Here is a 23,048-nt window from a genome sequence, read left to right as displayed (position 1 = left end):
ATCTCCACTTATTGATTATTCGTCCGGAGTTGCGCCATGACCGTACAGTCACCCGATTTGATCAGCGAACTTTTACGCGGCATGCGCCTGTCAGGGGTGAAATACCGGCGGATTGAAGCCAGCTCGCCGTTTGGCGTTGCGTTCCATCAGGCGCCCGGTAAAGCGCAGTTTCATTTCGTGAGCCACGGCAGCGCCCTGCTGCGAATGGAGAGCGGTGCGACGTTCGAACTGAGCAGCGGGGACGCCCTGTTTATTCCGGGCGGTAATTCTCATGCCCTGCTCTCCGACGAGCAGGCCACCATTACCCCGGTCAGCGACTTTCCCAGTGAACCTATCTGCAGCTCGGTCTGCGCCATTACCTGTGAGCCCTGCCCGGAGAGCGAGAACACCATCATCTTTAGCGGGTGCATGGATTTCGAGCTGGGCGGGATGCAGCCGCTGATCAAGGCGATGCCGGAAGTGATGATGGTCAGCCGCCTGATGTCCACCTGGCCGGAAATTCATCCGCTGCTCGCGGCGATGGAGCGTGAATCAATGACGCGACAGGTCGGCTTCGCCGGGATCCTCGCCCGGCTGGCCGACGTGGTGGCGGCGCTGATCGTGCGCGGCTGGGTCGAGGCGGGTTGTGGAAAAGCGACGGGCTGGGTGCAGGTCTTGCGCGATCCTCGCCTGAGCCGGGCCATCTACGCTATGCACCAGCAGCCCGGCCTGAACTGGAGCGTGGCGGATCTGGCAAAAGAAGCGGGTACCTCCCGCTCCGTGTTTGCCGAACGGTTTCTGGCCGCGACGGGAACCACCCCGGCCAAATATCTCAGCGAGCTGAGGATGCGGCTGGCCATTCAGTACATTCGCCATGAAAATCAGCCCATTGAAACGGTCGCGCTGCGGCTGGGGTACGGATCGCTGGCGGCGTTTAGCCGGGCGTTTAAGCGGATTATCGGGCATGCGCCCGGCACGCTGCGGGAAGCCAGCCAGACCCCGGAAGAGGTCTGACTGGCGTGAGGCATCAGAAATAGTATTTAAAGCGCACGCGTCCGCCATAGCGATCGTCATTTCGGTCATCGCCGTCTTTCGGATGGGCTTCCACCCAGGACGCATACGCGCCAAGATAAATATTGAAATTCTTCATCTTCATCACGTTCGGGATCAGGTATGAAGCATGAATGGTGTGAATATCATAATCCCCGGGATCGGTCACCCAGCAGTCGCCGTCGCAGTCAGCGTCGAAGTTCGCGGTGTTGAAGTTATCGATCTGGTTATGCGCGTAGATATAGCCCAGCTCAAAATTACGCCATAAGGCATTCACGCCTGCGGTGAAATCCTTCTCGTCCGTGGCATCCATATACGCGGTATTCAGGTTCGCCACGATACCGTTATCCGGATCGGTTTTTTGCCCGTTCCAGGTCATGGTGAAGCCGTAGCCGGTGCGGTCAGACTGGTCTACCCACTTCCCCGATGCATCGCGGTAGCCATAGGCGTTGTTGACGAGGTTGCTCTCCATCGCGACAGCCGTCGAGAAGTTGCCTTCCTGCCAGGCAATGACCGGTCGGACGTAGGCGACGTTTTTTTCATTATCCAGGTCCACGCCGTGATACTGCTGGTCAACAAACAGCGAACTGCCGTCTTCCAGCAGGGTGTTAACCTCGAAATACCAGTTTCCCAGGGTTTTGCTCAGCAGGAAGTTACCGCCGCTGTCGCTACGCCCGCGTCCCTCTTTCATCATGTAGATGTAGCCGTAACCATCGCTGTAGAGATCGTTGGCCGTGTTGCCAGAATATTCAACGAAGGTGTCCTGATTCAGCGGGAACATGTCATAGGCTTCAAAGCGTCCGACTTTCACCTTCCAGTCGTTTTCCGTGCCAAAGAAGAAAACGGCATCATCAAGGTTCATTTTGCCAGTCAGGTCAGCCAGCGGCTGTACGGAGAAGCCGGCAAAATTGCCGTTTTCCATGCGCTTATATCCGTCAAAGCCCAGCAGCAGACGACCGTTGATATCCCAGCGCTCGTGGCTGCCGGGCGCCCAGTCTTTATTAGCCGTCGTTTTCATGGACGTTAAGCTGCCGGTCTTGCTGGCCGCGTCCATATTAAATTCAACGTCGCCATAAAACTTAATATCGCCGTAGCCGGATAACGTCAGCTTCGGTGCCGTTTGCGCTGTCGCAGGCTCCGTGGATTCAACGACAACCGGGCTGGCGGCCACTGCGGTCTGCTGTTGTTTTTCCAGAACCTGAATTTGTGCTTCCGCCTTTGACGCCCGGGTTTCGGCCTTTTCGAGACGCGCCTCCAGCTGCGCCAGCTTATCCTCCAGACGCTGAGTATCTTTTGCTGCCATTGCTCCGGTAGTACAAAACGCACTGACAATAAGTGCAAGGGTTTTCACTTTCATCGATTCCATCCTCGTGAGTTAATCATTATTTCCTGACGGACACAGAGAACCTCACCGATACTTCGCATGAATTATCGGCTTACTACTTATACCCGTCATACTTCAAGTTGCATGTGCGTTGGCTGCACTCGTTCACCCCAGTCACTTACTTATGTAAGCTCCTGGGGATTCACTCCTTTGCCGCCTTCCTGCAACTCGAATTATTTAGGGTATAAACCATTAAGAGTTAGCGAACTCGCCTTTATTTAAATCGCTCACCACGCCATTCATGACGTTTTCCGTTAATTTATAAAACTTAATTGAGAAGGCGGTGAGTAAATAAAAGAGTGATGGGATCAGCGTAAACAGCAGAATGACGCCCTGAACAGCAGATTCCGATTGTACCGTGCTGTTGGATTCATAATTATACCAGGCCAGCACCCACCCGAGAATGGCGCCGCCGACAGCGACGCCTAATTTAATCACGAATATATTGGCCGCAACGTTCATGCCTGTAATACGACGCTGGGTTTTCCATTCACCGTAATTATTCGCATCGGTGATCATAGACCACTGCAGCGCACCGTTACCGCCCTGGACAATCTGAATAAGCACGTGGGCGATCAGGGGAATAACCCAGAACTCCAGCGGCAGCCAGAAACAGGCGACGCCTAATGCCGCATTCAGAATATTGATCCAGAACGAGAGTTTGACCTTGCAAAAACGGGTGCCAAACGGCTGAGCCAGCACGGAGCCAAACATCGAGGCCAGCATCCCGCCCAGCATAAAGAACGAGATGATGTCCGCCCCTTTGTTCAGCACGGTGTTGACGTAATAGACCACCGCGCCGCCGCGAATCACCACCGCCACCAGCATCATAAAGTTATAGATGGAGAGAATGCGCCACTGATCGTTACGGAAGAGAATTTTAACGTCGCGGGCGATATTCAGATTCTCCTCTTTGATGGGCTGCACGCGCTCTTTTGTAGTCGCAAAACAGACGATAAACATCAGACAGCCGATCGCGCCAAAAAGCGCCATCGCCACCTGAATACCGGTCGCTCTGTCGCCCGGGTAGAGGTAGTCCGCCAGCGGCAGAATGAGGGCTGTGCCAAGCGCGCCGCCAATGGGGGTGATGGCAAATCGCCAGGACTGCAACGAGAGATTTTCACGCGGGTCGGAGGTGAGCGCCGCCCCCAGGGAGCAATACGGGATATTAATGGCGGTATACATCAGGGTCATAAATATATACGCCCCGACGGCATAATAAATTTTTCCGGTTTCGGTAAAGTCCGGAATGGAATAAACCAGTACGCAGCTCACCGCAAAAGGTACGCATATCGCCAGCAGCCAGGGACGAAAACGCCCCCAGCGCGTTGTCGTCGCATCGGCAATTGCCCCCATAACGGGATCGGTAATGGCATCTAATAAACGCACCAGAAGAAACATGGTTCCCATTACGGCAGGCGGTAATCCATATATATCCGTATAGTAATACGCCAGAATGGCCACCGATGAGTCAAATACAATGTGACTCGCTGCATCTCCCAGGCTATAGCCTATTTTTTCTTTGACCGGAATTTTTTCTGCAACTGACATAGCGTAACTCCTCATTTATGAAACCGGTTTCTTTTGTTGCGACAATTTCGCCTGAGAGTGACGCCGCGATCCATTATGTTTTTTCACCATGAACTTATGTTTTTTGCTTTATGTGATCGTGATAATTAAAAGAAACAATTCACCGGGCACATTATGTGCAACGGATCGCAATTTATTTCCCGTACCTTTTAAATATTCACAATATCAATATTTCACCGCATCACGTGCGGCATTAAGCGCAACGGTAAATAGTCTGGATTTGTGCAAAATGCGATGTTCGACACGCGAAGCGCGGCATATTCGACTAAGGTTTTCTGGTGATTAAGACAGCGTAACTGCTGCTCAGTGAATAAGGAGAAGCACCCATGATAACCCCTCAAAAGCTGCGCCCTCGCCTCTTACCTCTGGTTCTGGGCAGTGCGCTGCTCGCGGTTGCCGCTTCTGGCGCCGCGGAAGAGATGAACGCTGGCCAGACGAATTCACCGGATATTTTGCTCGGGCCCCTCTTCAGCGACGTTCAGAGTGCCAAACTCTTCCCGGATCAAAAAACCTTTGCCGATGCGGTGCCTAACAGCGATCCCCTGACGATCCTTGCCGACTACCGCATGCAGCGTCGTCAGTCCGGGTTTGATTTACGCCATTTTGTCGAGGTGAACTTTACGCTGCCGGGTGAAGGTGAAAAATACGTCCCGCCTGCCGGACAAAGCCTGCGTGAACACATTGACGATCTCTGGCCCGTGCTGACGCGCACCACCGATAAAGCCAGCAATAAATGGGATTCTCTCCTGCCGTTACCGAAGCCTTACGTTGTGCCCGGCGGTCGTTTCCGGGAGGTTTACTACTGGGACAGCTATTTCACCATGCTGGGCCTGGCGGAAAGCGGTCACTGGGACAAAATCAGCGACATGGTGGATAACTTTGCCTATGAAATCGACACTTTCGGGCATATTCCTAACGGCAATCGCAGCTATTACCTGAGCCGATCTCAGCCGCCGTTCTTCTCGCTGATGGTTGAACTGCTGGCGACCCACGACAGCGATGCGCTGAAGAAATACCGTCCGCAGATGGAGAAAGAGTATGCCTACTGGATGGACGGCGTTGACGCCCTTCAACCGGGGCAGGCCAACAAACGCGTGGTGAAGCTGGATGACGGCGCCGTCCTCAATCGCTACTGGGACGATCGCGATACCCCGCGTCCGGAATCCTGGCTTGATGATGTGAATACCGCCAAAAGTAACCCTAACCGATCGGCGACCGAGATCTACCGTGATTTGCGTTCGGCGGCAGCTTCGGGCTGGGACTTTAGCTCACGCTGGATGGATGACCCGCAAAAACTCGGCACCATCCGGACCACCAGCATTGTCCCCGTGGATCTGAACGCCCTGATGTTCAAGATGGAAAAACTGCTGGCGCGGGCAAGCCAGGAGAGCGGCGATGCTGCCAGCACCAGCAAATACGAGGCGCTGGCTACCGCGCGCCAGAAAGCTATCGAAAGCCACCTGTGGAATGATAAAGAGGGCTGGTACGCCGATTACGATCTGAAGAGCAAGAAGGTCCGCAATCAGCTCACAGCGGCGGCCCTGTTCCCGCTTTACGTGAAGGCCGCGGCACAGGATCGTGCCGATAAAGTCGCCGCGGCGACCTCATCACGCCTGCTGCAGCCGGGCGGGATCGCAACCACCACCGTCAACAGCGGCCAGCAGTGGGATGCGCCTAACGGCTGGGCTCCCCTGCAGTGGGTGGCGACCGAAGGGTTGCAGAATTACGGGCAAGATAAGGTCGCGATGGATGTGACCTGGCGCTTCCTGAAGAACGTACAGCATACCTACGATCGCGAAAAGAAACTGGTCGAGAAGTATGACGTGTCGACAACCGGTACCGGTGGCGGCGGTGGAGAGTATCCGCTGCAGGATGGGTTCGGCTGGAGCAACGGCGTGACGCTGAAGATGCTGGACCTGGTCTGCCCGAAAGAGAAACCGTGCGACAGCGTGCCGGAGAAACAGCCTGCGGCGAATGACGAGGCTGCGCCGGTGAAAGCTGCGGCGCAGTAAGTGTATTGCCGGGTGGCGGCTACGCCTTACCCGGCCTACATTTTGAACTCACAGGGCTTTGATCAGAAGCTGTAACTCGCCCCGAGCTGATACGTTCTGTCACGCCCAATCCAGCAGTTTGTCGCGTCGTAACAGGTCAGCGTCTCTTTGTTGGTGATGTTCTGCGCGCTGGCCTTAAGCGTTAGCCCTGCCAGCGAAGGCAGTATTTCGCCCATTCGGTAGGATGCCGACAGATCGTACTGCGTGGTGCCGCCCAGCTTACCCGCATCGTTAGCCGGAGAGATTTCCATTGGCCCGGTGTAGCGTGCACCTGCGCCCAGCATCAGCCCTTTCAGCGCGGTGTTCTCAAAGGTGTAGTCCCCCCAGAGGTTGAAGGCGTTCTCCGGCACCTGCGTTGGGCGTTTACCTTTGTACTTATCATCTTCCGTATTGATCGCGTGGGTGTACGCATAGTTGGCAATCAGCGTCAGGTTGTCCGTCGGACGGCTGATGGCAGACAGTTCCGCCCCTTTGGATTCCACTTCCCCGGTCTGACGATAGTTCAGGAAGCCCGGATCGGAGGTGACGACATTTTTCTGGCGGATGTTAAACACTGAGGCGGTAAAGGTGGTGGCGTAATCCGCCAGCAGGTATTTCACCCCACCTTCCACCTGCTTGCTGGTGGTGGGCTTGACGTCTTTCGCTACGAGCGTGCCCTGCGGCGACACCGGGGCAAACCCTTCGGAATAGCTAATAAACGGCGAAATCCCGTTATCGAAGGCGTACAGCGCGCCCAGGCGTTTGGTGACGCGATCCTGCGATACCCAGGCCTTATCGCCGTTTTGCAGATAATTGGTGGTGACGGAGCGGTAATCGTCGTAGCGCAGGCTACCCAGCAGATTTAAGCCGCCAAATTCCACCTGATCCTGCAGGTAATAGCCGTTCTGCTGATAGCTCAGACGGTTTTTCTGGGCGGTATAGAGCCCCAGCGCGCTATCGTCGATCTGCGAATAGTCCGGATTGCGCATATCAATGCCCGGCGTGGCAGATGCGTAACGATAGTGGAAGCGGGAGTTCAGCTTCTGATAGTCAAACCCGGCCAGCAGGTGGTGTTTCCACTCGCCCAGCGCAACGGTTTTGGTCACCTGGTTGTCGATGTTGAAGCTCTTCAGATCTTCATCCGTGGTGTAGGCAAAGCGGTTGAGTTGATAAACCTCGCTCCCCGCGCCCGTTGCATAAACGCTGCGCTGATGCGTGTCGACGTCGAAATAGCGCGCCTTCTGGTTATAGCCCCAGCCGCTGTCAAACTCGTGTTCAAAGCTGTAGCCCAGCATCCACTGCCGCTGCTTAAACCCGCTCCACTCATCGCCGGCGTAATCGCGCTTACCCGCGTATTTCGAGCGCAGATAGGCGAGCGGCAGCGGGTTCGACGGCGTCAGGCTTGGGGTATTTTGCGCCAGCGCATCGAGGGTGAGGCGAGTTTTGCTGTCGGGTTGCCAGGTGACGGACGGGGCAACCAGGTAGTTTTCATACCGGGTGGTGTGCGGCTGATCGTCATTTTCCGTGGCTTTGCCCAGCAGGCGATAGTTCCAGTCGCTGTCGGCAATCTGCCCGGTTGAGTCGAGATAGCCCTCTTTCAGGTTTCGGGTCCCGGTATTAACGCCAATCTCGGTTCGGGCTTCCCGCTGCGGTTTTTTACTCTGGATGTTTACCAGCCCGCCCGGCGAGCCGCCGCCGTAAAGGACCGATGAAGGGCCCTTCAGGATATCCACGCTGTCAATCAACAGCGGATCGATGCGGGCTTTAGTATTGCCGGTGACGTTATAGGGCAGCTGCAGCCCGTTGTAGAACTCCTGGTCGACGGTAAAGCCGCGAATTTTATATTCGCTCATGTACGACGTATTCCCCCTCACCTCCGTAGAGACACCCGGGGCATAGCGCAGGATTTCGTTCACGGAATTCGCGTGACGCTTTTCAATTTCCTGCGCAGAGAGGGTCGTGATGACCTGCGGCGTTTTACTTTCGGCCACGGCGGATTTCGTGGCGCTGTTTGTCCAGGCCGGCAGCGCGCTGCCCTGCTCTGAGCCCGTGACGACGATGGTGGATTCTTCGGCAAACGCCTGGACCTGCAATGCCAGCGTGACGGCGCCTGCCAGGGCGCAAAGCGTGAAACGTGAGGTATTCATAATGTCGTCTTGTTGTCAGATGCAATACGGAACGACAATTATTATCATTTCGATTAACAAATCAATATTCAGGTAAAAAAAACGGCCCTCCGCAGAGAGCCGTTTATGTCATTTTATGCTCGTCGCAGTAATCTGAATATGCCCAACACAACAATGGCACCCACGACAGCGACCAGGAAACTGTGCAGGTCAAAACCACTTATGTTGCCTCCAAAGCCAAACATCGTCGCCAGCCAGCCGCCCACAACCGCACCAACGACCCCGAGTACACAGGTCAAAATAAAGCCGCCGCCATCGTTTCCCGGCATGATCAATTTAGCGATAGCGCCAGCGATAAGACCAAAGATAATCCAGGCGATGATACCCATAGCGATGCCCTCTTGCAGGTTTAACGCATGTGCAGAAAACCTTCTGCGCAGCTAACGTAAGTATAGGTCATCGCCGGAAAATCATTTTCATCTCACCGACTTATCTTTGCCTGAACAGGCAAAAAAAACTCACCGGTTTGTATTAAGTTTCATTGCAGATTGCCGATAACGCTAAGACAGTCTGTCATCAATCAAGGAGCCATCCGGCGTGAGTCATTACAGTGAGCAGTTCCTCAAGCAAAATCCGCTGGCTGTATTAGGGGTATTACGCGACCTGCAAAAAGGCGAAGTGCCGCTGCGCATCAGCTGGTCGAATAATCAGTTCATCAGCAAGATCCTTGACGCCTCGCAGGAGCGGCTGGTGATTGATTTAGGCAGCCAGGAGCATGAAAACCGTGCGGCGCTGAAAGCGGAGAATGTCGCGGTGATGGCCGAAACGCAGGGGGCCAAAGTGGAGTTTGTCCTGTCACGGCTGGAACTGAGCGAATACCAGGGACTCCCTGCTTTTGCTACCCCGCTTCCCACCAATCTCTGGTTTGTCCAGCGCCGTGAATACTTCCGCATCAGCGCCCCGCTTCACCCCGCCTATTTTTGCAAGGCCAAAATGCCGGACAAAAAGGAGATCCGCTTTCGCCTCTTCGATCTGTCGCTGGGCGGCATGGGCGCGCTGATGGATACGCCGAAACCTGACGGACTGGTAGAAGGCATGCGGTTTACGCAAATCGAGCTGGATATGGGGGGCTGGGGGCGTTTTTATTTCGATGCACAGCTGATTGCCATCAGCGATCGCACCGTCGTGGACAGCAAAAATGAAACCATCACCACGCCGCGCCTGAGTTTCCGTTTCCTGAACGTCGGACCCGGTGCAGAGCGTGAACTTCAGCGCATTATCTATTCGCTGGAGCGGGAAGCGCGCGAACGCGCAAACAAAGTTCTGTAGGGAAAATCGGGCAGCGTGACCGCCGCCCGTCTGCGGCATTACATGGCATCCATCGCTTTCTGAACTTTCCAGATATAACGAGGCGCCTGTGGTGCCGGGTGATTTTTCGCGACATGCTCAAAGAACTCGTCTTTGTCCATGCCGTTAATCTCTTCTATCGCCTCTTTGCGGTCAGAGGAGAAGGTTCTGAGCAACGCACCGGCACCGTTAACGTAAGAGACCACCAGCGCGTACTGCATCACCTCCGGGTCCTCAATCCCCTTCAGCACGCCATGCTCCATAATACTCAGATAGGCTGTACCCATTGAAATGTTGCGCTCCGGGTTCTTCAGCTCGCTGGTCGACGGCTGGCCGCTCCAGCCCATGTAGCGGTAAACCTCTCTGCCCGCCGTAGACGCTTTAAGCTGCATCAGCCCCACCGCGTTGGACTTGCTGACAAGCGTAGGATTACCGCCGGACTCGACCGCAATAATCGCCGTGATTAGACGCGGACTGACGCCCCAGGCCTTTCCGGCCTGTTCACTGATTGGCATCCACTGCATGGCCCGCTTTACCGGCACTTCAGGGTTCCAGGGCGGATTTTGATAATCATGCTTTGAACTACAGCCAGCGAGCAACACAATCAAAAAAGCAAACCATCTCAATTTCACGTCATCTATCCTTATAGCCGGTCATCGCAGTGCGCCGCCCCTTGAAGCAGGCAGCGTTTAAGCGGCATGATATAGACAATTAGTTTCTCATTCAGCAAGGAATTGCCATGTCTCAGTTTCATCTCATCGCGCCGTCGGGCTATTGCATTAACCAGGACGCGGCGCAGCGGGGCGTTCAGCGTTTGCTGGAATCCGGCCATCAGGTAGAAAATCAGACAATTATCCCCCGCCGCCAGCAGCGCTTTGCCGGCACTGAAGCGCAGAGGCTGAATGATATCAATAGTCTGGTGAACCTGAAGGGTGAAAACCAAATCGTTCTGGCGGTGCGCGGCGGATATGGTGCGAGCCGTCTGCTGGAGAGCATTGACTGGCAGGGCCTGGCGCAGCGCCAGCAGCAGGATCCGCTGCTAATTTGCGGCCACAGCGATTTCACCGTCATCCAGCTTGGGCTGCTGGCCCTGCATAACGTCATCACCTTCAGCGGCCCGATGCTGGCCGGCAACTTCGGTGCGCCGGAGCTGGATACGTTTACCGTGGAACACTTCTGGCGCGCGCTGCGCAATTCAACCTACAGCGTTGAGTGGCAGGGGAATGGACCTCACTGGGAGTGCGAAGGCCAGCTCTGGGGCGGCAACCTGGCGATGCTGGTCTCGCTTATCGGAACGCCGTGGATGCCGCACATCGAGGACGGCATTCTGGTGCTGGAAGATATTAACGAACATCCGTTCCGCGTCGAGCGCATGCTATTGCAGCTTTATCATGCCGGTATTCTTGAGCGCCAGTCCGCGATTGTGCTGGGCAGCTTTAGCGGCTCTGCGCCGAATGATTATGACGCGGGTTACACCCTTGAAGCCATGGTCGACTTCATTCGCTCGCGGCTGGATATTCCGGTCATCACCGGCCTGGATTTCGGTCATGAGCAGCAAACAGTCACCCTGGCGCTGGGGGCGCACGCCTCCCTGATTCATAATGATTCGGGCAGCCGGCTGACCATCAGCGGCCATCCTGTCATAAAGGCATAAAAAAGCCGTTATACCCGCTTAATAAAACGCTGTTGCCGTCGTTAATATGTTAGGGTTTTAGTAACAGCGTTAACATTGAGGTGGGAGTAAGAGAACATTGGATGCCGCAGCGATAATCAGCCTTTTCATTCTGGGTTCGGTCCTTGTAACCAGCAGTATTTTATTAAGTTCATTTTCATCGCGTCTTGGCATACCAATTCTTGTTATTTTTCTTGCCATCGGCATGCTGGCCGGCATTGATGGCATCGGCGGTATCCCCTTCGACAACTACCCCTTCGCGTACATGGTGAGTAACCTTGCGCTGGCCGTGATCCTGCTTGATGGCGGGATGCGCACCCAGGCGAGCTCCTTTCGCGTTGCTCTGGGGCCCGCGCTGTCGCTCGCCACGGTCGGCGTGTTGATTACCTCTGGCCTCACCGGGATGATGGCCGCGTGGCTCTTCCATCTTAATATCATGGAAGGCTTGCTGATTGGCGCCATCGTGGGCTCAACCGATGCGGCAGCCGTGTTTTCCCTGCTCGGCGGTAAAGGGCTTAACGAACGCGTAGGCTCTACACTTGAGATTGAATCCGGCAGTAACGATCCAATGGCGGTGTTTCTCACCATCACGCTGATCGAGATGATTCAGCAGCACGAAACCGGGCTGAGCTGGATGTTTGCCTGGCATATCCTGCAGCAGTTCGGCCTGGGGATCCTCATCGGCCTGGCGGGAGGGTATCTGTTACAGCAGACAATCAACCGCATATCGCTGCCTTTGGGGCTTTACCCGCTGCTGGCGCTGAGCGGCGGCATTCTTATTTTTGCCGTTACCACGGCGCTGGACGGCAGCGGTATCCTCGCCGTTTATCTCTGCGGGTTCCTGATGGGCAACCGCCCTATTCGCAACCGCCATGCCATCTTGCAAAACTTCGACGGCCTGGCCTGGCTGGCGCAAATCGGCATGTTCCTGGTGCTGGGGCTTCTGGTTACGCCATCGGACCTGTTGCCGATCGCCATTCCGGCGCTGCTGTTGTCTGCGTGGATGATTTTCTTCGCCCGTCCGCTGTCGGTGTTTGCGGGCCTGCTGCCGTTTCGCGGCTTCAACCTGCGCGAGCGCATATTTATCAGTTGGGTGGGCCTGCGCGGCGCGGTACCGATTATTCTTGCGGTCTTCCCGATGATGGCCGGACTGGATAACGCGCGGCTGTTCTTTAACGTGGCGTTCTTCGTGGTGCTGATTTCGCTGCTCTTCCAGGGAACGTCGCTCGGGTGGGCGGCGAAAAAAGCCAAAGTGGTGGTCCCTCCCGTGGGCTGGCCGGTATCCCGCGTCGGGCTCGATATTCACCCTGAAAACCCGTGGGAACAGCTTGTCTATCAGCTGAGCGCCGACAAATGGTGCGTGGGGGCCTCGCTGCGCGATTTGCACATGCCGGCCGAAACGCGCATTGCCGCCCTGTTCCGCGACAATGTCCTGCTGCACCCTACCGGCAGCACCCGCCTGCGCGAAGGGGATATTCTGTGCGTGATTGGCCGCGAGCGAGACCTCCCCGCGCTGGGCAAGCTGTTCAGTCAGTCGCCTCCGGTGGCGCTGGACCAGCGTTTCTTCGGCGATTTTATTCTGGAAGCCAGCGCCAGGTTTGCGGATGTGGCGCTGATTTACGGTCTGGATGAGGGCGCTGAAGACGGTGATAGCCAGCAAACGCTGGGCGAAATCATCCAGCAGCGTCTCGGCGCTGCCCCGGTCGTGGGAGACCAGGTGGAGTTTGCCGGAATGATCTGGACGGTTGCCGAAAAAGAAGATAACGCGGTACGGAAGGTGGGGTTGAGGCCGAGGGAAGAGGACGTGGAGTAGCGGTTTTTTGCCGGGTGGCGCTAACGCTTACCCGGCCTACGTTTGCGTACCTTGTAGGCCGGGTAAGGCGAAGCCGCCACCCGGCACACTGACAAGTTACACCGTCACAACCGGCACTCTCGGTGCCAGCGCGCACATCAGTTCATACCCTACCGTTCCCGCCGCGGCCGCCACATCATCAATTTTGATTTCGTTACCCCACAGCTCGACCGGTGAACCAATGCCCGCCTGAGGGCATGGCGTCAGGTCAACGGCCAGCATATCCATTGATACGGTGCCCACCGTCCCCGTGCGGACGCCATCTACCAGGACCGGCGTACCGGTCGGCGCGATGCGCGGGTAGCCGTCAGCATAGCCGCCCGCCACGATACCAATGCGCTGCTCGCCCGTTGCCCGGTAGCGGCTGCCGTAGCCCACTGCGTCACCGGCCTTCAGGGTCTGTACGCCAATAATTTCGCTGCGCAGGGTCATGACCGGCTTCAGGCCGCTGTTGGCGATATCCTGCCACTGGCCTGAGGGCGACGCGCCGTACAGGACGATGCCCGGACGCACCCAGTTATAGTGCGCTTCGGGGTGCCACAGCGTGGCCGCCGAGTTTGACAGCGAGCGCGGGCAATCCAGCCCTTCTGCCGCCTGCTCAATGCGCACCATGGCATCGGCAATACCGTCCGGTTTTTCCGCGTCGGCAAAGTGCGCCATCAGCGTCATTTCACCGACGTTTTTCAGGGCGCGCAGCTGTTGCCAGACCGTATGCACCCGCTCGGGCTGGAAGCCCAGGCGGTTCATGCCGCTGTTGACCTTGAGATAGATATCCAGCGGAGCATGAAGCTTCGCATCCTGAATCGCCTTAATCTGCCAGTTGCTGTGAACGCTGGTGGTCAGCCGGTACTTGTCCAGCAGCGGCAGATCGTCGGCGTGGAAGAACCCCTCCAGCAGCAGTATGGGCCCTTTCCAGCCGCGCTCGCGCAGCAGAATGGCCTCTTCCAGATTCAGTAACGCAAAGCCATCGGTCGCGCTCAGCGCGCTCCAGATCCGGTCAATACCGTGGCCGTAGGCGTTCGCTTTCACCACCGACCACACGCGAGCACCAGGTGCTGCCCGGCGAACAATTTGCAGGTTATCCTTCAGGGCCTGCAGGTTCAGCTGGGCCAGAACAGGACGGGACATGACAACTCCTCAGTTATGCGCGCCGTGCAGGTGCTGTGGACGCGAAGGCGTAAACCCCGATTGATAGCGCGCGGCACTGAGATCGTCAAACGGAATTGCCGGGGTGCGCCCGGAAATCAGATCGCTCAGCAGCTGGCCGGACCCGCAGGCCATCGTCCAGCCAAGCGTGCCGTGTCCGGTATTGGTCCACAGATTTTTGTACGGCGTGCGTCCGACAATTGGCGTGCCGTCTGGCGTCATTGGGCGCAGACCGGTCCAGAAGGTCGCCTGATCAACAAAACCGCCGCGCGGGAAGAGATCCCCCACCACCATCTCCAGCGTTTCACGACGCGGCTGCAGCAGCTCGGTGTTGAAGCCGACAATCTCCGCCATGCCGCCTACGCGGATGCGGTTATCGAAGCGGGTAATGGCGATTTTGTAGGTCTCATCCAGAATGGTCGACACGGGCGCGCCGCTCTCCTCTTTCACCGGAATGGTCAGCGAGTAGCCCTTCAGCGGGTAAACAGGAATATCGAGAATGCCTTTCAGCATCGCGGTGGAGTACGAACCAAACGCCATGACGTAGGCATCCGCTTTGATCACCTCTTCGCCACACTTCACGCCGTAAATTTTCTCCCCTTCCGACAGCAGCTTGTCGACGGAGGTGTTAAAGCGGAATTTCACCCCCGCCTGCTCGCACATTTGCGCCAGACGCTGAGTAAAGAGCTGGCAGTCGCCGGTTTCATCATTCGGCAGGCGCAGGCCGCCCGTCAGCTTATGCGCCACTTCCGCCAGCGCCGGTTCAACCTGGCCAAGCTGGCTGGCTTCCAGCAGCTGGTACGGCACGCCGGCATCTTCCAGCACGGCGATATCGCGGGTGGCATTTTCGTACTGCTGCTCGGTGCGGAACAGCTGTAACGTCCCGCCCTGACGGCCTTCGTACTCAATTCCGGTCGACGCGCGCAGCGCTTTCAGGCAGTCGCGGCTGTATTCCGCCAGGCGCACCATGCGCCCTTTGTTTTCCATGTAGTGGCGGGTGTCGCAGTTGCGCAGCATCTGCCACATCCACTTCAGCTGGAACTGCGTGCCGTCAAGGCTGATGGCCAGCGGCGCGTGGCGCTGGAACATCCACTTAATCGCTTTCAGCGGAACACCCGGCGCAGCCCACGGTGCCGCGTAGCCCGGAGAGATTTGCCCGGCATTCGCCGCGCTGGTTTCCAGCGCAGGGCCTGGCTCACGATCGATAACGGTTACGTCATGTCCCGCCTGACTTAAATACCAGGCGCTGGTTACGCCAACGACACCACTTCCCAGTATGACAACACGCATAGCCACTCCATAATGTGCAAAAGAACAATCTTCTAATTACAGATTGATAACCTAGTTGAAAATATTATTCAACATACGACTTTTTTATGGTGACTTACCTCACACATCCCCCAGCATCAGGGGATAGTGCTAATTTGGGATCTCCTGCTGCGCGTTATTTTTAACCAGCATAATGTGCTGCGAGGAACCGTTTTTTTGCCGTATCAAAAACGCGAAATCGCAAAGAAAAAATTTCTGCCCCAGCACGCTTTTTAACACGTTGATCTATGCTTGAAAGGAGGCTCTCCAGACAGAGAGAGCACCCACAACGAGGGCGCGCTAATGGCTACTATTGATTCCCTGAACAAGGACAACACACGTCTGAGCGATGGACCCGACTGGACCTTCGAGCTGCTGGATGTCTACCTCGCCGAAATCGACCGGGTCGCAAAACTCTATCGTCTGGATACCTATCCCCATCAGATTGAAGTCATCACGTCCGAACAGATGATGGACGCCTACTCCAGCGTCGGGATGCCGATTAACTATCCGCACTGGTCGTTTGGTAAAAAATTTATTGAAACCGAGCGGCTGTACAAGCACGGCCAGCAGGGGCTGGCGTACGAGATTGTCATTAACTCCAACCCGTGCATCGCCTATTTAATGGAAGAGAACACCATTACCATGCAGGCGCTGGTGATGGCGCACGCCTGCTACGGGCACAACTCCTTTTTCAAGAATAACTACCTGTTCCGCAGCTGGACCGACGCCAGCTCCATCGTCGATTACCTCATCTTCGCCCGTAAATACATTACCGACTGCGAAGAGCGCTACGGCGTGGACGAAGTGGAAAAACTGCTCGACTCCTGCCATGCGCTGATGAACTACGGCGTTGACCGTTACAAACGCCCGCAGAAGATCTCCCTGCAGGAGGAGAAAGCCCGGCAGAAAAGCCGCGAAGAGTATCTGCAAAGCCAGGTGAACATGCTGTGGCGTACCCTGCCGAAGCGTGAGGAGGAAAAAACGATCGCCGAAGCGCGTCGTTACCCGTCCGAGCCGCAGGAAAACCTGCTCTATTTTATGGAGAAGAACGCCCCGCTGCTGGAGCCGTGGCAGCGTGAGATCCTGCGCATCGTGCGCAAGGTGAGCCAGTATTTCTACCCGCAAAAGCAGACGCAGGTGATGAACGAAGGCTGGGCGACGTTCTGGCACTACACCATCCTCAACCATCTGTATGACGAAGGGAAAGTCACCGAGCGGTTCATGATGGAATTCCTCCACAGCCATACCAACGTGGTGTTCCAGCCGCCCTACAACAGCCCGTGGTACAGCGGGATTAACCCGTACGCGCTTGGCTTTGCCATGTTCCAGGACATCAAGCGCATCTGCCAGTCGCCGACGGAAGAAGACAGGTACTGGTTCCCGGATATCGCTGGCTCTGACTGGCTGGAAACGCTGCATTTTGCGATGCGTGACTTCAAGGATGAGAGCTTTATCAGCCAGTTTATGTCGCCGAAAATCATGCGTGACTTCCGCTTCTTCACCGTGCTGGACGATGATCGAAACAACTACCTGGAGATTTCTGCGATCCACAACGAGGAGGGATACCGTGAGATCCGCTCTCGCCTCTCTTCCCAGTACAACCTGAGCAACCTTGAGCCCAATATTCAGGTGTGGAACGTGGATTTGCGCGGTGACCGCTCACTGACGCTGCGCTATATCCCGCACAATCGCGCGCCGCTGGATAAAGGGCGTAAAGAGGTGCTGAAGCATGTGCATCGCCTGTGGGGCTTTGACGTGCAGCTGGAGCAGCAGAATGAAGACGGGAGCGTCGAGCTGCTGGAACGCTGCCCGGCGCGGTTGAATACGCTGTAGTTTTTTGCCGGGTGGCGGCTACGCCTTACCCGGCCTACGGGTTTTGTAGGCCCGGTAAGCGAAGCGCCACCTGGCGAAAAAAAACCTCTCGTATGAGAGGTTTTTTATTTCAGCGACTCTGAATCGCCAAATCACCCGGCAGCGTTTTCTGCATACGGTGCCAGATTTCACCGGAATCGTGACCGTAGCGGCGCACCGTTTCGTAAACCTGATCGTGCAGGCCTTCGGTACAGAGCTTGCTCAGCCTGTGGTAGAAGCCCAGCGCCAGGCTACGCGCTTCCGGATTAGCAAAGTAGTGGCGGCCGATGCGGGTATAGAGCCCTTTCATGCCGTTGAGGATAAGTCCGTATACCGGGTTGCCGGAGGCAAACGCCAGGCCGCGAAACACGTTGTAATCGAGGGTGGCAAACGCGTCGGCGTGATCTTCCACCTCGTTCGCGGTGGCCAGCACCGCCAGGGCGTCTTCCGGATGTTGACGGAACGCGGTACGAATAAAGATCGTCGCGATGTTGGTGCGAACGGAGAGCAGGTTATCAATGAGCTGCGGCACGCTTTCATGATCGAGACGCGCCAGCGTTTCAAGAATGTTCAGCCCCGAGGTTTCCCAGAAGTTGTTTACTTTCGTCGGCTTGCCGTGCTGGATCGTCAACCATCCATCACGCGCCAGCCGCTGGAGCACTTCGCGCAGCGTGGTGCGAGTGACGCCAATCAGTTCAGAGAGTTCGCGTTCAGCTGGAAGAATGGACCCTGCGGGGAAACGATTATTCCAGATGCTTTCAATGATGTACTCTTCCGCGAAACCCGCCGGGCTCTGCGCCTTAATGACCATAGTGAGATTTCCATTACACAGCTTTAGCAAATTGGACTCATCATACCAGAGGCGTGCAGTGGCAGGTAGCGCGGCAAAGAGAGAAAAGAGGGATCGCCGTTTCATTTTTATGAAATTTACAATCCGGCCTTATCCGCCTCCAGGCCGCGATTTTTGCGTATACTGGTGTTTTGTCTTACTTGACGGGGAAGGACGTCTGTCGTGGAAATTTCTTTTGGGCGCGCGCTGTGGCGCAACTTTTTAGGCCAGTCTCCTGACTGGTACAAACTGATACTTCTGGTATTCCTGGTCGTTAACCCTCTTATCTTTAGCGTGAGCCCGTTCATTGCCGGGTGGCTGCTGGTGGCGGAGTTTATCTTCACCCTCGCCATGGCGCTGAAATGTTATCCCCTGTTGCCGGGCGGGTTGCTGGCGTTTGAAGCTGTGGTCATCGGTATGACCAGCGCTGAACACGTCAAAGCCGAGCTGGCGTCTAATCTTGAAGTGCTTCTGCTGCTGATGTTTATGGTGGCGGGCATCTACTTTATGAAGCAGCTGCTGCTGTTTATCTTCACCCGTCTGCTGCTCAGCATTCCGTCGAAAATGTTCCTCTCGCTGGCGTTTTGCCTGGCGGCAGCATTCCTGTCGGCCTTCCTGGATGCGCTGACGGTTGTCGCGGTAGTGATAAGCGTAGCCGTTGGGTTCTACGGTATTTACCACCGTGTCGCCTCCTCTCGCCCGGGCGAAGATCTGCAGGATGACAGCCACGTCGAGGCGCATAACCGTGACGTACTGGAGCAGTTTCGCGCCTTCCTGCGCAGCCTGATGATGCATGCCGGCGTCGGTACCGCGCTGGGCGGCGTGATGACGATGGTGGGCGAGCCGCAAAACCTGATCATTGCCAAAGCGGCGGGCTGGCACTTCGGTGATTTCTTCCTGAGAATGGCGCCGGTGAGCGTACCGGTGCTTATCTGCGGTCTGGCGACCTGTCTGCTGGTGGAGAAGTTTCGTCTCTTTGGCTACGGCGCGCAGCTCCCGGACCCGGTGCGTCAGGAGCTGCATAAATTCGATCTGCAGAGCCGGAGCCAGCGCACGCGCCAGGAGACGCTGCGCCTGATCGCCCAGGGGATTATCGGCGTCTGGCTTATCGCGGCGCTGGCGCTCCATCTTGCCGAAGTGGGGCTGATTGGCCTGTCGGTCATTATTCTCGCCACCACCTTTACCGGCGTGACGGATGAACACGCCATCGGCAAAGCCTTTACCGAAGCCCTGCCGTTTACCGCCCTGCTGGCGGTGTTCTTTGCGGTCGTTGCCGTGATTATCGACCAGCACCTGTTCGCGCCGATTATTGCCTTTGTCTTACAGGCCGCGCCGGACGCTCAGCTGACGCTGTTTTATCTGTTCAACGGTCTGCTTTCGTCAATCTCCGATAACGTCTTTGTCGGGACGGTCTATATAAACGAGGCTAAGGCTGCAATGGAGCAAGGCGTCATCAGCGCCGGACAGTTCGAGCTACTGGCCGTGGCAATCAATACCGGCACCAACCTGCCGTCGGTGGCGACGCCCAACGGACAGGCCGCCTTCCTGTTCCTGCTGACTTCCGCCCTTGCGCCGCTCATACGTCTTTCCTATGGCAGGATGGTATGGATGGCGCTGCCGTATACGATAGTGCTCACGATCGTGGGATTGCTTTGCGTCAAAATTACCCTCATTCCCTGTACGCAATGGCTGATACAAGCGGGTATACTTGCGGCGCAGTAAACAATGCATCTTGGGCAGTTCGCTGCCCGTTTGCCTTTTCGCACGATAAACATCCAATTACGTTTTATTTCGCCAGGTACAGGTGGCGCAAAAAACGAATTCGTTTACACTGCGCTTTCTAAGCATGTTCCAGGGAAATGATTATGTTGAGATTTTTAAACCAGTGCTCCCGCGGTCGCGGAGCGTGGTTGCTAATGGCCCTGACCGCCTTTGCGCTGGAAATGGTCGCGCTGTGGTTCCAGCACGTAATGGGACTTAAGCCTTGCGTGCTGTGCATTTACGAACGCTGCGCGCTGTTCGGCATTATGGGTGCAGGCCTGGTCGGCGCCATTGCGCCAAAATCACCGCTTCGCTATGCCGGTATCGCTATCTGGATCTACAGCGCCTGGAAAGGGCTTGAACTCTCCTGGCAGCACACCATGATGCAGCTGCATCCGTCACCGTTTATGACCTGTGATTTTGCCGCCCGCTTCCCGAGCTGGCTGCCGCTGGATAAATGGCTGCCGCAGGTGTTTGTTGCATCCGGTGACTGCTCCGTTCGTCAGTGGGAATTCCTGACCCTGGAGATGCCGCAGTGGCTGGTGGGTATTTTTGCTGCCTACCTCGTCGTGGCGCTGCTGGTGCTGATTGCTCAGCCGTTTAAGCCGAAGAAACGCGATCTTTTTGGGCGCTAATTTGCCCGGCGGCGCTTCGCTTGCGCGGGCCTACGGTTTTGTAGGTCGGGTAAGCGCAGCGCCACCCGACACAACAGCGCACAATAAAAAACCCGCTTCGGCGGGTTTTTTATTCTCAACGGGTCGGGTGGTTCATGATGTGGTCTTCCCAGTCACGCACCTCGGACTCTTTCACCGCAATGTGGCGCACGGAGATACGCTCGCCGTGCATCGCCGCTTTTGAGCCGGTCAGCAGCGGGTGCCAGTCAGGCAGGCCTTTCCCCTCCGCCAGCAGGCGATACGCGCAGGTATGCGGTAGCCATTCAAAGGTGGGCAGATTATCCCGGGTTAACTTGATGCAGTCCGGCTCAAATTCAAACCGACGCTCATAGTTGCGGCACTGGCATGTTTTGATGTTTAACTGCTTGCAGGCAACGTTGGTGAAGTAGATCTCGTCCGTATCTTCATCCATCAGCTTGTGCAGGCAGCACTGGCCGCAGCCGTCGCACAATGATTCCCATTCTGCGTCAGTCATGTCGTCGAGAGTTTTGCTTTGCCAGAAAGGGATGTCGTTCATCAGGATGTCCACACGTCAAAAGAAAGCGCACCTTATAACGAGTCTGGCACGTTGTTGCAAGTTTTGCCGCCCTCTTCAGGCGGCAAGATGGGGTTACAGCACGCGGGTTTTCAGCGACAGGCCGTTAAACCCGACTTCCAGTTCATCGCCGCTGAGCAGCGGGCCAACGCCTTCAGGCGTACCGGTCAGGATCACATCACCCGGTTTCAGGGTAAAGAAGCGGCTCATGTAGGCAATCAGCGGCACAATCTTATGGATCATATCTGCCGTAGTGCCCTGCTGGCGGATCTCGCCGTTAACCTTCAGGCTGAGCGGCGTGTCCTGCGGGTCGTTGGTGAATTCGCTCACCGGAACAAACGCCGAGATGGGACAGGAGTTATCAAAGCCTTTGGCCTTTTCCCACGGCTGCCCTGCTTTCTTCATTTTGCCCTGCACATCGCGCAGGGTCAGATCCAGCGCCACGCCGTATCCGGCAATCGCTTTCTGAACATGCTCTTCCGAGGCCTGACGCAGCGTCGCGCCGATCAGCACCGCGAGCTCAACCTCGTGATGCACCGTCCCCAGCCCCTGCGGCAGCGCCAGCGGCTGGCGGATATCGCAAAGCGCCGTTTCTGGCTTGATGAACAGGACCGGCTCTTCTGGCGTCGCACTGCCCATCTCCTGAATGTGTTTCGCATAGTTGCTGCCCACGCAAACCACTTTGCTGACGGGATAATCCAGTAATGCACCTTGCCAGTTATGATGTTGATACATGCTCGACCCCTAAACGGTTGATGTGTTGTGACCGAAAACAGTTGAGACTATTTTTTACCGTTCGCCTCAAGATGCTGTTTTAATAAATTCTCGGGTGGCGGTGGAAGCTGTAAATAATAGCCTTGTTCGGCTAATGCCGTTTTCACTTTATCCAGATCGGCATTTATCAGCTTCTTGCGACCATCGAGCGGCAGCAGCATCGCCAGCTGTGGTCGGCCAAAGCTCTTCATTAATTCTTCAGGCACGCGTGAAAAATCGTCTTTCTTTTCGACATAAAGATAGGTCTGGTCACGGCTTGTACTTCTGTAGATCACACAAAACATGTTTTTACTCTGAATTAATGGGTGGTTGCTTGCCTCAATATACTCCTGACTATAACATGCCTGATACTCTTCGGAATATCGCAGCGAGTGGTTGCGGTTAATAGCAAATTGAGTAAGGCCAGGATGTCAAACACGCCCATCGAGCTTAAAGGCAGTAGCTTCACCTTATCAGTGGTACATTTGCATGATGCAAAACCCGAGGTTATTCGTCAGGCGTTAGAAGACAAAATCGCCCAGGCTCCCGCCTTTCTGAAACACGCCCCTGTAGTTATTAACGTCAGCGGTCTTGAGGCTCCGGTTAACTGGAAACTTCTCCAGCAGGCCGTCTCCTCTACCGGGCTACGTATTGTGGGCATCAGCGGCTGTAAAGATACTGAGCTGAAAGCGGAAATTGACCGTGCGGGGCTGCCCCTTCTGAACGAGGGCAAAGAAAAAGCCCCACGTGCGGCACCCGTTGCCGTGCAAACGCCCCCTCCTGCGGTGCAAAACGTTACTACCGTCACAAAAACGCGAATGATTGATGTACCGGTTCGTTCCGGTCAGCGCATTTATGCACCAAACTGTGATCTAATTGTTACAAGCCACGTCAGTGCTGGCGCTGAGCTGATTGCAGATGGCAATATTCACGTATACGGTATGATGCGTGGACGTGCGCTCGCGGGTGCAAGTGGCGATCGTGATGCGCAAATATTTTGTACTCACCTGACGGCGGAACTGGTGTCCATCGCAGGTGAATATTGGCTGAGCGACAAGATCCCAGCCGAATTTTATGGCAAAGCGGCTCGCCTGCTTCTGGCAGACGACGCGTTGACCGTTCAACCGTTGAATTGATCCCTTTTTAACAAGGAATTTC

General features: G+C 56.0%; 20 protein-coding genes. 9 read left to right on the top strand and 11 right to left on the bottom strand.

From position 1 onward, the window contains the following. The first annotated feature begins 36 nt into the window (after positions 1–36). Entirely contained in the window at positions 37–993 is a 957-nt protein-coding gene (locus tag AC3WOK_RS10835) for an AraC family transcriptional regulator (protein WP_047345814.1), read from the top strand. Positions 994–1,006: 13 nt separating this feature from the next. On the opposite strand, the gene AC3WOK_RS10830 is transcribed toward AC3WOK_RS10835, so the two are convergent. Both AC3WOK_RS10830 and AC3WOK_RS10825 read right to left on the bottom strand, forming a co-directional pair. Then, the gene (locus tag AC3WOK_RS10830; RefSeq protein ID WP_059312783.1) at positions 1,007–2,386 is read right to left on the bottom strand and encodes a carbohydrate porin; all 1,380 of its coding nucleotides are present in this window, start codon (positions 2,384–2,386) and stop codon (positions 1,007–1,009) included. 219 nt (positions 2,387–2,605) lie between these two features. Next, the gene (locus tag AC3WOK_RS10825; protein WP_059312782.1) at positions 2,606–3,964 is read right to left on the bottom strand and encodes a glycoside-pentoside-hexuronide (GPH):cation symporter; all 1,359 of its coding nucleotides are present in this window, start codon (positions 3,962–3,964) and stop codon (positions 2,606–2,608) included. Positions 3,965–4,329: 365 nt separating this feature from the next. Between AC3WOK_RS10825 and AC3WOK_RS10820 the strand changes: the two genes are divergently transcribed. Then, positions 4,330–6,015 (top strand): alpha,alpha-trehalase, encoded by a 1,686-nt coding sequence (locus tag AC3WOK_RS10820; protein ID WP_063430641.1) that lies wholly within the window; start codon positions 4,330–4,332, stop codon positions 6,013–6,015. A gap of 62 nt (positions 6,016–6,077) precedes the next feature. Here AC3WOK_RS10820 and AC3WOK_RS10815 read toward each other — a convergent pair whose 3' ends face one another. Continuing rightward, positions 6,078–8,180 carry a TonB-dependent siderophore receptor gene (locus AC3WOK_RS10815; protein ID WP_492354495.1) on the bottom strand — a complete coding sequence of 701 codons (2,103 nt, stop codon included), beginning with the start codon at positions 8,178–8,180 and terminating at the stop codon, positions 6,078–6,080. Between the two features lie 113 nt (positions 8,181–8,293). After that, positions 8,294–8,548, bottom strand: coding sequence for a GlsB/YeaQ/YmgE family stress response membrane protein (locus AC3WOK_RS10810; protein WP_008502662.1), 255 nt, complete (start codon positions 8,546–8,548; stop codon positions 8,294–8,296). 208 nt (positions 8,549–8,756) lie between these two features. On the opposite strand from AC3WOK_RS10810, the gene ycgR reads away from it, so the two are divergent. Then, positions 8,757–9,488, top strand: a complete 732-nt coding sequence (gene ycgR, locus AC3WOK_RS10805) for a flagellar brake protein YcgR (protein WP_047345819.1) — start codon at positions 8,757–8,759, stop codon at positions 9,486–9,488. A gap of 38 nt (positions 9,489–9,526) precedes the next feature. Here ycgR and emtA read toward each other — a convergent pair whose 3' ends face one another. Beyond that, complete coding sequence (emtA, locus tag AC3WOK_RS10800) at positions 9,527–10,138, bottom strand: membrane-bound lytic murein transglycosylase EmtA (protein ID WP_047345820.1); 612 nt, start codon at positions 10,136–10,138, stop codon at positions 9,527–9,529. Between the two features lie 107 nt (positions 10,139–10,245). Between emtA and ldcA the strand changes: the two genes are divergently transcribed. After that, on the top strand, positions 10,246–11,160 hold the full coding sequence (ldcA, locus tag AC3WOK_RS10795) for a muramoyltetrapeptide carboxypeptidase (RefSeq protein WP_492354494.1): 915 nt from the start codon (positions 10,246–10,248) through the stop codon (positions 11,158–11,160). Between the two features lie 97 nt (positions 11,161–11,257). Then, positions 11,258–12,991, top strand: a complete 1,734-nt coding sequence (locus AC3WOK_RS10790; RefSeq protein ID WP_063430647.1) for a potassium/proton antiporter — start codon at positions 11,258–11,260, stop codon at positions 12,989–12,991. Positions 12,992–13,087: 96 nt separating this feature from the next. Here the strand turns inward: AC3WOK_RS10790 and dadX are convergent, their stop codons facing one another. After that, positions 13,088–14,158, bottom strand: coding sequence for a catabolic alanine racemase DadX (dadX, locus tag AC3WOK_RS10785; protein ID WP_059312777.1), 1,071 nt, complete (start codon positions 14,156–14,158; stop codon positions 13,088–13,090). 9 nt (positions 14,159–14,167) lie between these two features. Continuing rightward, entirely contained in the window at positions 14,168–15,466 is a 1,299-nt protein-coding gene (locus tag AC3WOK_RS10780; protein ID WP_447855852.1) for a D-amino acid dehydrogenase, read from the bottom strand. 321 nt (positions 15,467–15,787) lie between these two features. Between AC3WOK_RS10780 and AC3WOK_RS10775 the strand changes: the two genes are divergently transcribed. Beyond that, a complete protein-coding gene (locus AC3WOK_RS10775; RefSeq protein ID WP_032658465.1) occupies positions 15,788–17,320 on the top strand; it encodes a SpoVR family protein in 1,533 nt (510 codons plus the stop codon). Between the two features lie 109 nt (positions 17,321–17,429). Here the strand turns inward: AC3WOK_RS10775 and fadR are convergent, their stop codons facing one another. Further along, positions 17,430–18,149 (bottom strand): fatty acid metabolism transcriptional regulator FadR, encoded by a 720-nt coding sequence (gene fadR, locus AC3WOK_RS10770; RefSeq protein WP_059312775.1) that lies wholly within the window; start codon positions 18,147–18,149, stop codon positions 17,430–17,432. 201 nt (positions 18,150–18,350) lie between these two features. On the opposite strand from fadR, the gene nhaB reads away from it, so the two are divergent. Both nhaB and dsbB read left to right on the top strand, forming a co-directional pair. Beyond that, positions 18,351–19,889, top strand: a complete 1,539-nt coding sequence (gene nhaB, locus AC3WOK_RS10765) for a Na(+)/H(+) antiporter NhaB (protein ID WP_059312774.1) — start codon at positions 18,351–18,353, stop codon at positions 19,887–19,889. Positions 19,890–20,032: 143 nt separating this feature from the next. Then, positions 20,033–20,563: a disulfide bond formation protein DsbB gene (gene dsbB, locus AC3WOK_RS10760; RefSeq protein WP_047345828.1), complete on the top strand. Its 531-nt coding sequence runs from the start codon at positions 20,033–20,035 to the stop codon at positions 20,561–20,563. 115 nt (positions 20,564–20,678) lie between these two features. Here the strand turns inward: dsbB and ycgN are convergent, their stop codons facing one another. From ycgN to AC3WOK_RS10745, 3 genes are all read right to left on the bottom strand, one after another. Continuing rightward, entirely contained in the window at positions 20,679–21,119 is a 441-nt protein-coding gene (gene ycgN, locus AC3WOK_RS10755) for a cysteine cluster protein YcgN (protein WP_024909872.1), read from the bottom strand. Between the two features lie 93 nt (positions 21,120–21,212). Beyond that, positions 21,213–21,872: a fumarylacetoacetate hydrolase family protein gene (locus AC3WOK_RS10750; RefSeq protein WP_059312773.1), complete on the bottom strand. Its 660-nt coding sequence runs from the start codon at positions 21,870–21,872 to the stop codon at positions 21,213–21,215. A gap of 47 nt (positions 21,873–21,919) precedes the next feature. After that, a complete protein-coding gene (locus AC3WOK_RS10745; RefSeq protein ID WP_032641206.1) occupies positions 21,920–22,195 on the bottom strand; it encodes a YcgL domain-containing protein in 276 nt (91 codons plus the stop codon). Positions 22,196–22,318: 123 nt separating this feature from the next. Between AC3WOK_RS10745 and minC the strand changes: the two genes are divergently transcribed. Beyond that, complete coding sequence (gene minC, locus AC3WOK_RS10740; RefSeq protein WP_047345830.1) at positions 22,319–23,026, top strand: septum site-determining protein MinC; 708 nt, start codon at positions 22,319–22,321, stop codon at positions 23,024–23,026. Positions 23,027–23,048: the final 22 nt, after the last annotated feature.

The sequence above is a fragment of the Enterobacter sp. FW301-JW81 genome (assembly GCF_058788735.1).
Note: the sequence above shows the minus strand (reverse complement) of the source record. Positions and strands in the feature narration are given on the sequence as shown.

Bases quoted from the DNA above. Each gene is read 5' to 3' on its own strand.
- AC3WOK_RS10835 (WP_047345814.1), top strand. From the start codon at position 37: ATGACCGTACAGTCACCCGATTTGATCAGCGAACTTTTACGCGGCATG.
- AC3WOK_RS10830 (WP_059312783.1), bottom strand. From the start codon at position 2,386: ATGAAAGTGAAAACCCTTGCACTTATTGTCAGTGCGTTTTGTACTACC.
- AC3WOK_RS10825 (WP_059312782.1), bottom strand. From the start codon at position 3,964: ATGTCAGTTGCAGAAAAAATTCCGGTCAAAGAAAAAATAGGCTATAGC.
- AC3WOK_RS10820 (WP_063430641.1), top strand. From the start codon at position 4,330: ATGATAACCCCTCAAAAGCTGCGCCCTCGCCTCTTACCTCTGGTTCTG.
- AC3WOK_RS10815 (WP_492354495.1), bottom strand. From the start codon at position 8,180: ATGAATACCTCACGTTTCACGCTTTGCGCCCTGGCAGGCGCCGTCACG.
- AC3WOK_RS10810 (WP_008502662.1), bottom strand. From the start codon at position 8,548: ATGGGTATCATCGCCTGGATTATCTTTGGTCTTATCGCTGGCGCTATC.
- ldcA (WP_492354494.1), top strand. From the start codon at position 10,246: ATGTCTCAGTTTCATCTCATCGCGCCGTCGGGCTATTGCATTAACCAG.
- dadX (WP_059312777.1), bottom strand. From the start codon at position 14,158: ATGTCCCGTCCTGTTCTGGCCCAGCTGAACCTGCAGGCCCTGAAGGAT.
- AC3WOK_RS10780 (WP_447855852.1), bottom strand. From the start codon at position 15,466: ATGCGTGTTGTCATACTGGGAAGTGGTGTCGTTGGCGTAACCAGCGCC.
- AC3WOK_RS10775 (WP_032658465.1), top strand. From the start codon at position 15,788: ATGGCTACTATTGATTCCCTGAACAAGGACAACACACGTCTGAGCGAT.
- fadR (WP_059312775.1), bottom strand. From the start codon at position 18,149: ATGGTCATTAAGGCGCAGAGCCCGGCGGGTTTCGCGGAAGAGTACATC.
- dsbB (WP_047345828.1), top strand. From the start codon at position 20,033: ATGTTGAGATTTTTAAACCAGTGCTCCCGCGGTCGCGGAGCGTGGTTG.
- ycgN (WP_024909872.1), bottom strand. From the start codon at position 21,119: ATGAACGACATCCCTTTCTGGCAAAGCAAAACTCTCGACGACATGACT.
- AC3WOK_RS10750 (WP_059312773.1), bottom strand. From the start codon at position 21,872: ATGTATCAACATCATAACTGGCAAGGTGCATTACTGGATTATCCCGTC.
- AC3WOK_RS10745 (WP_032641206.1), bottom strand. From the start codon at position 22,195: ATGTTTTGTGTGATCTACAGAAGTACAAGCCGTGACCAGACCTATCTT.
- minC (WP_047345830.1), top strand. From the start codon at position 22,319: ATGTCAAACACGCCCATCGAGCTTAAAGGCAGTAGCTTCACCTTATCA.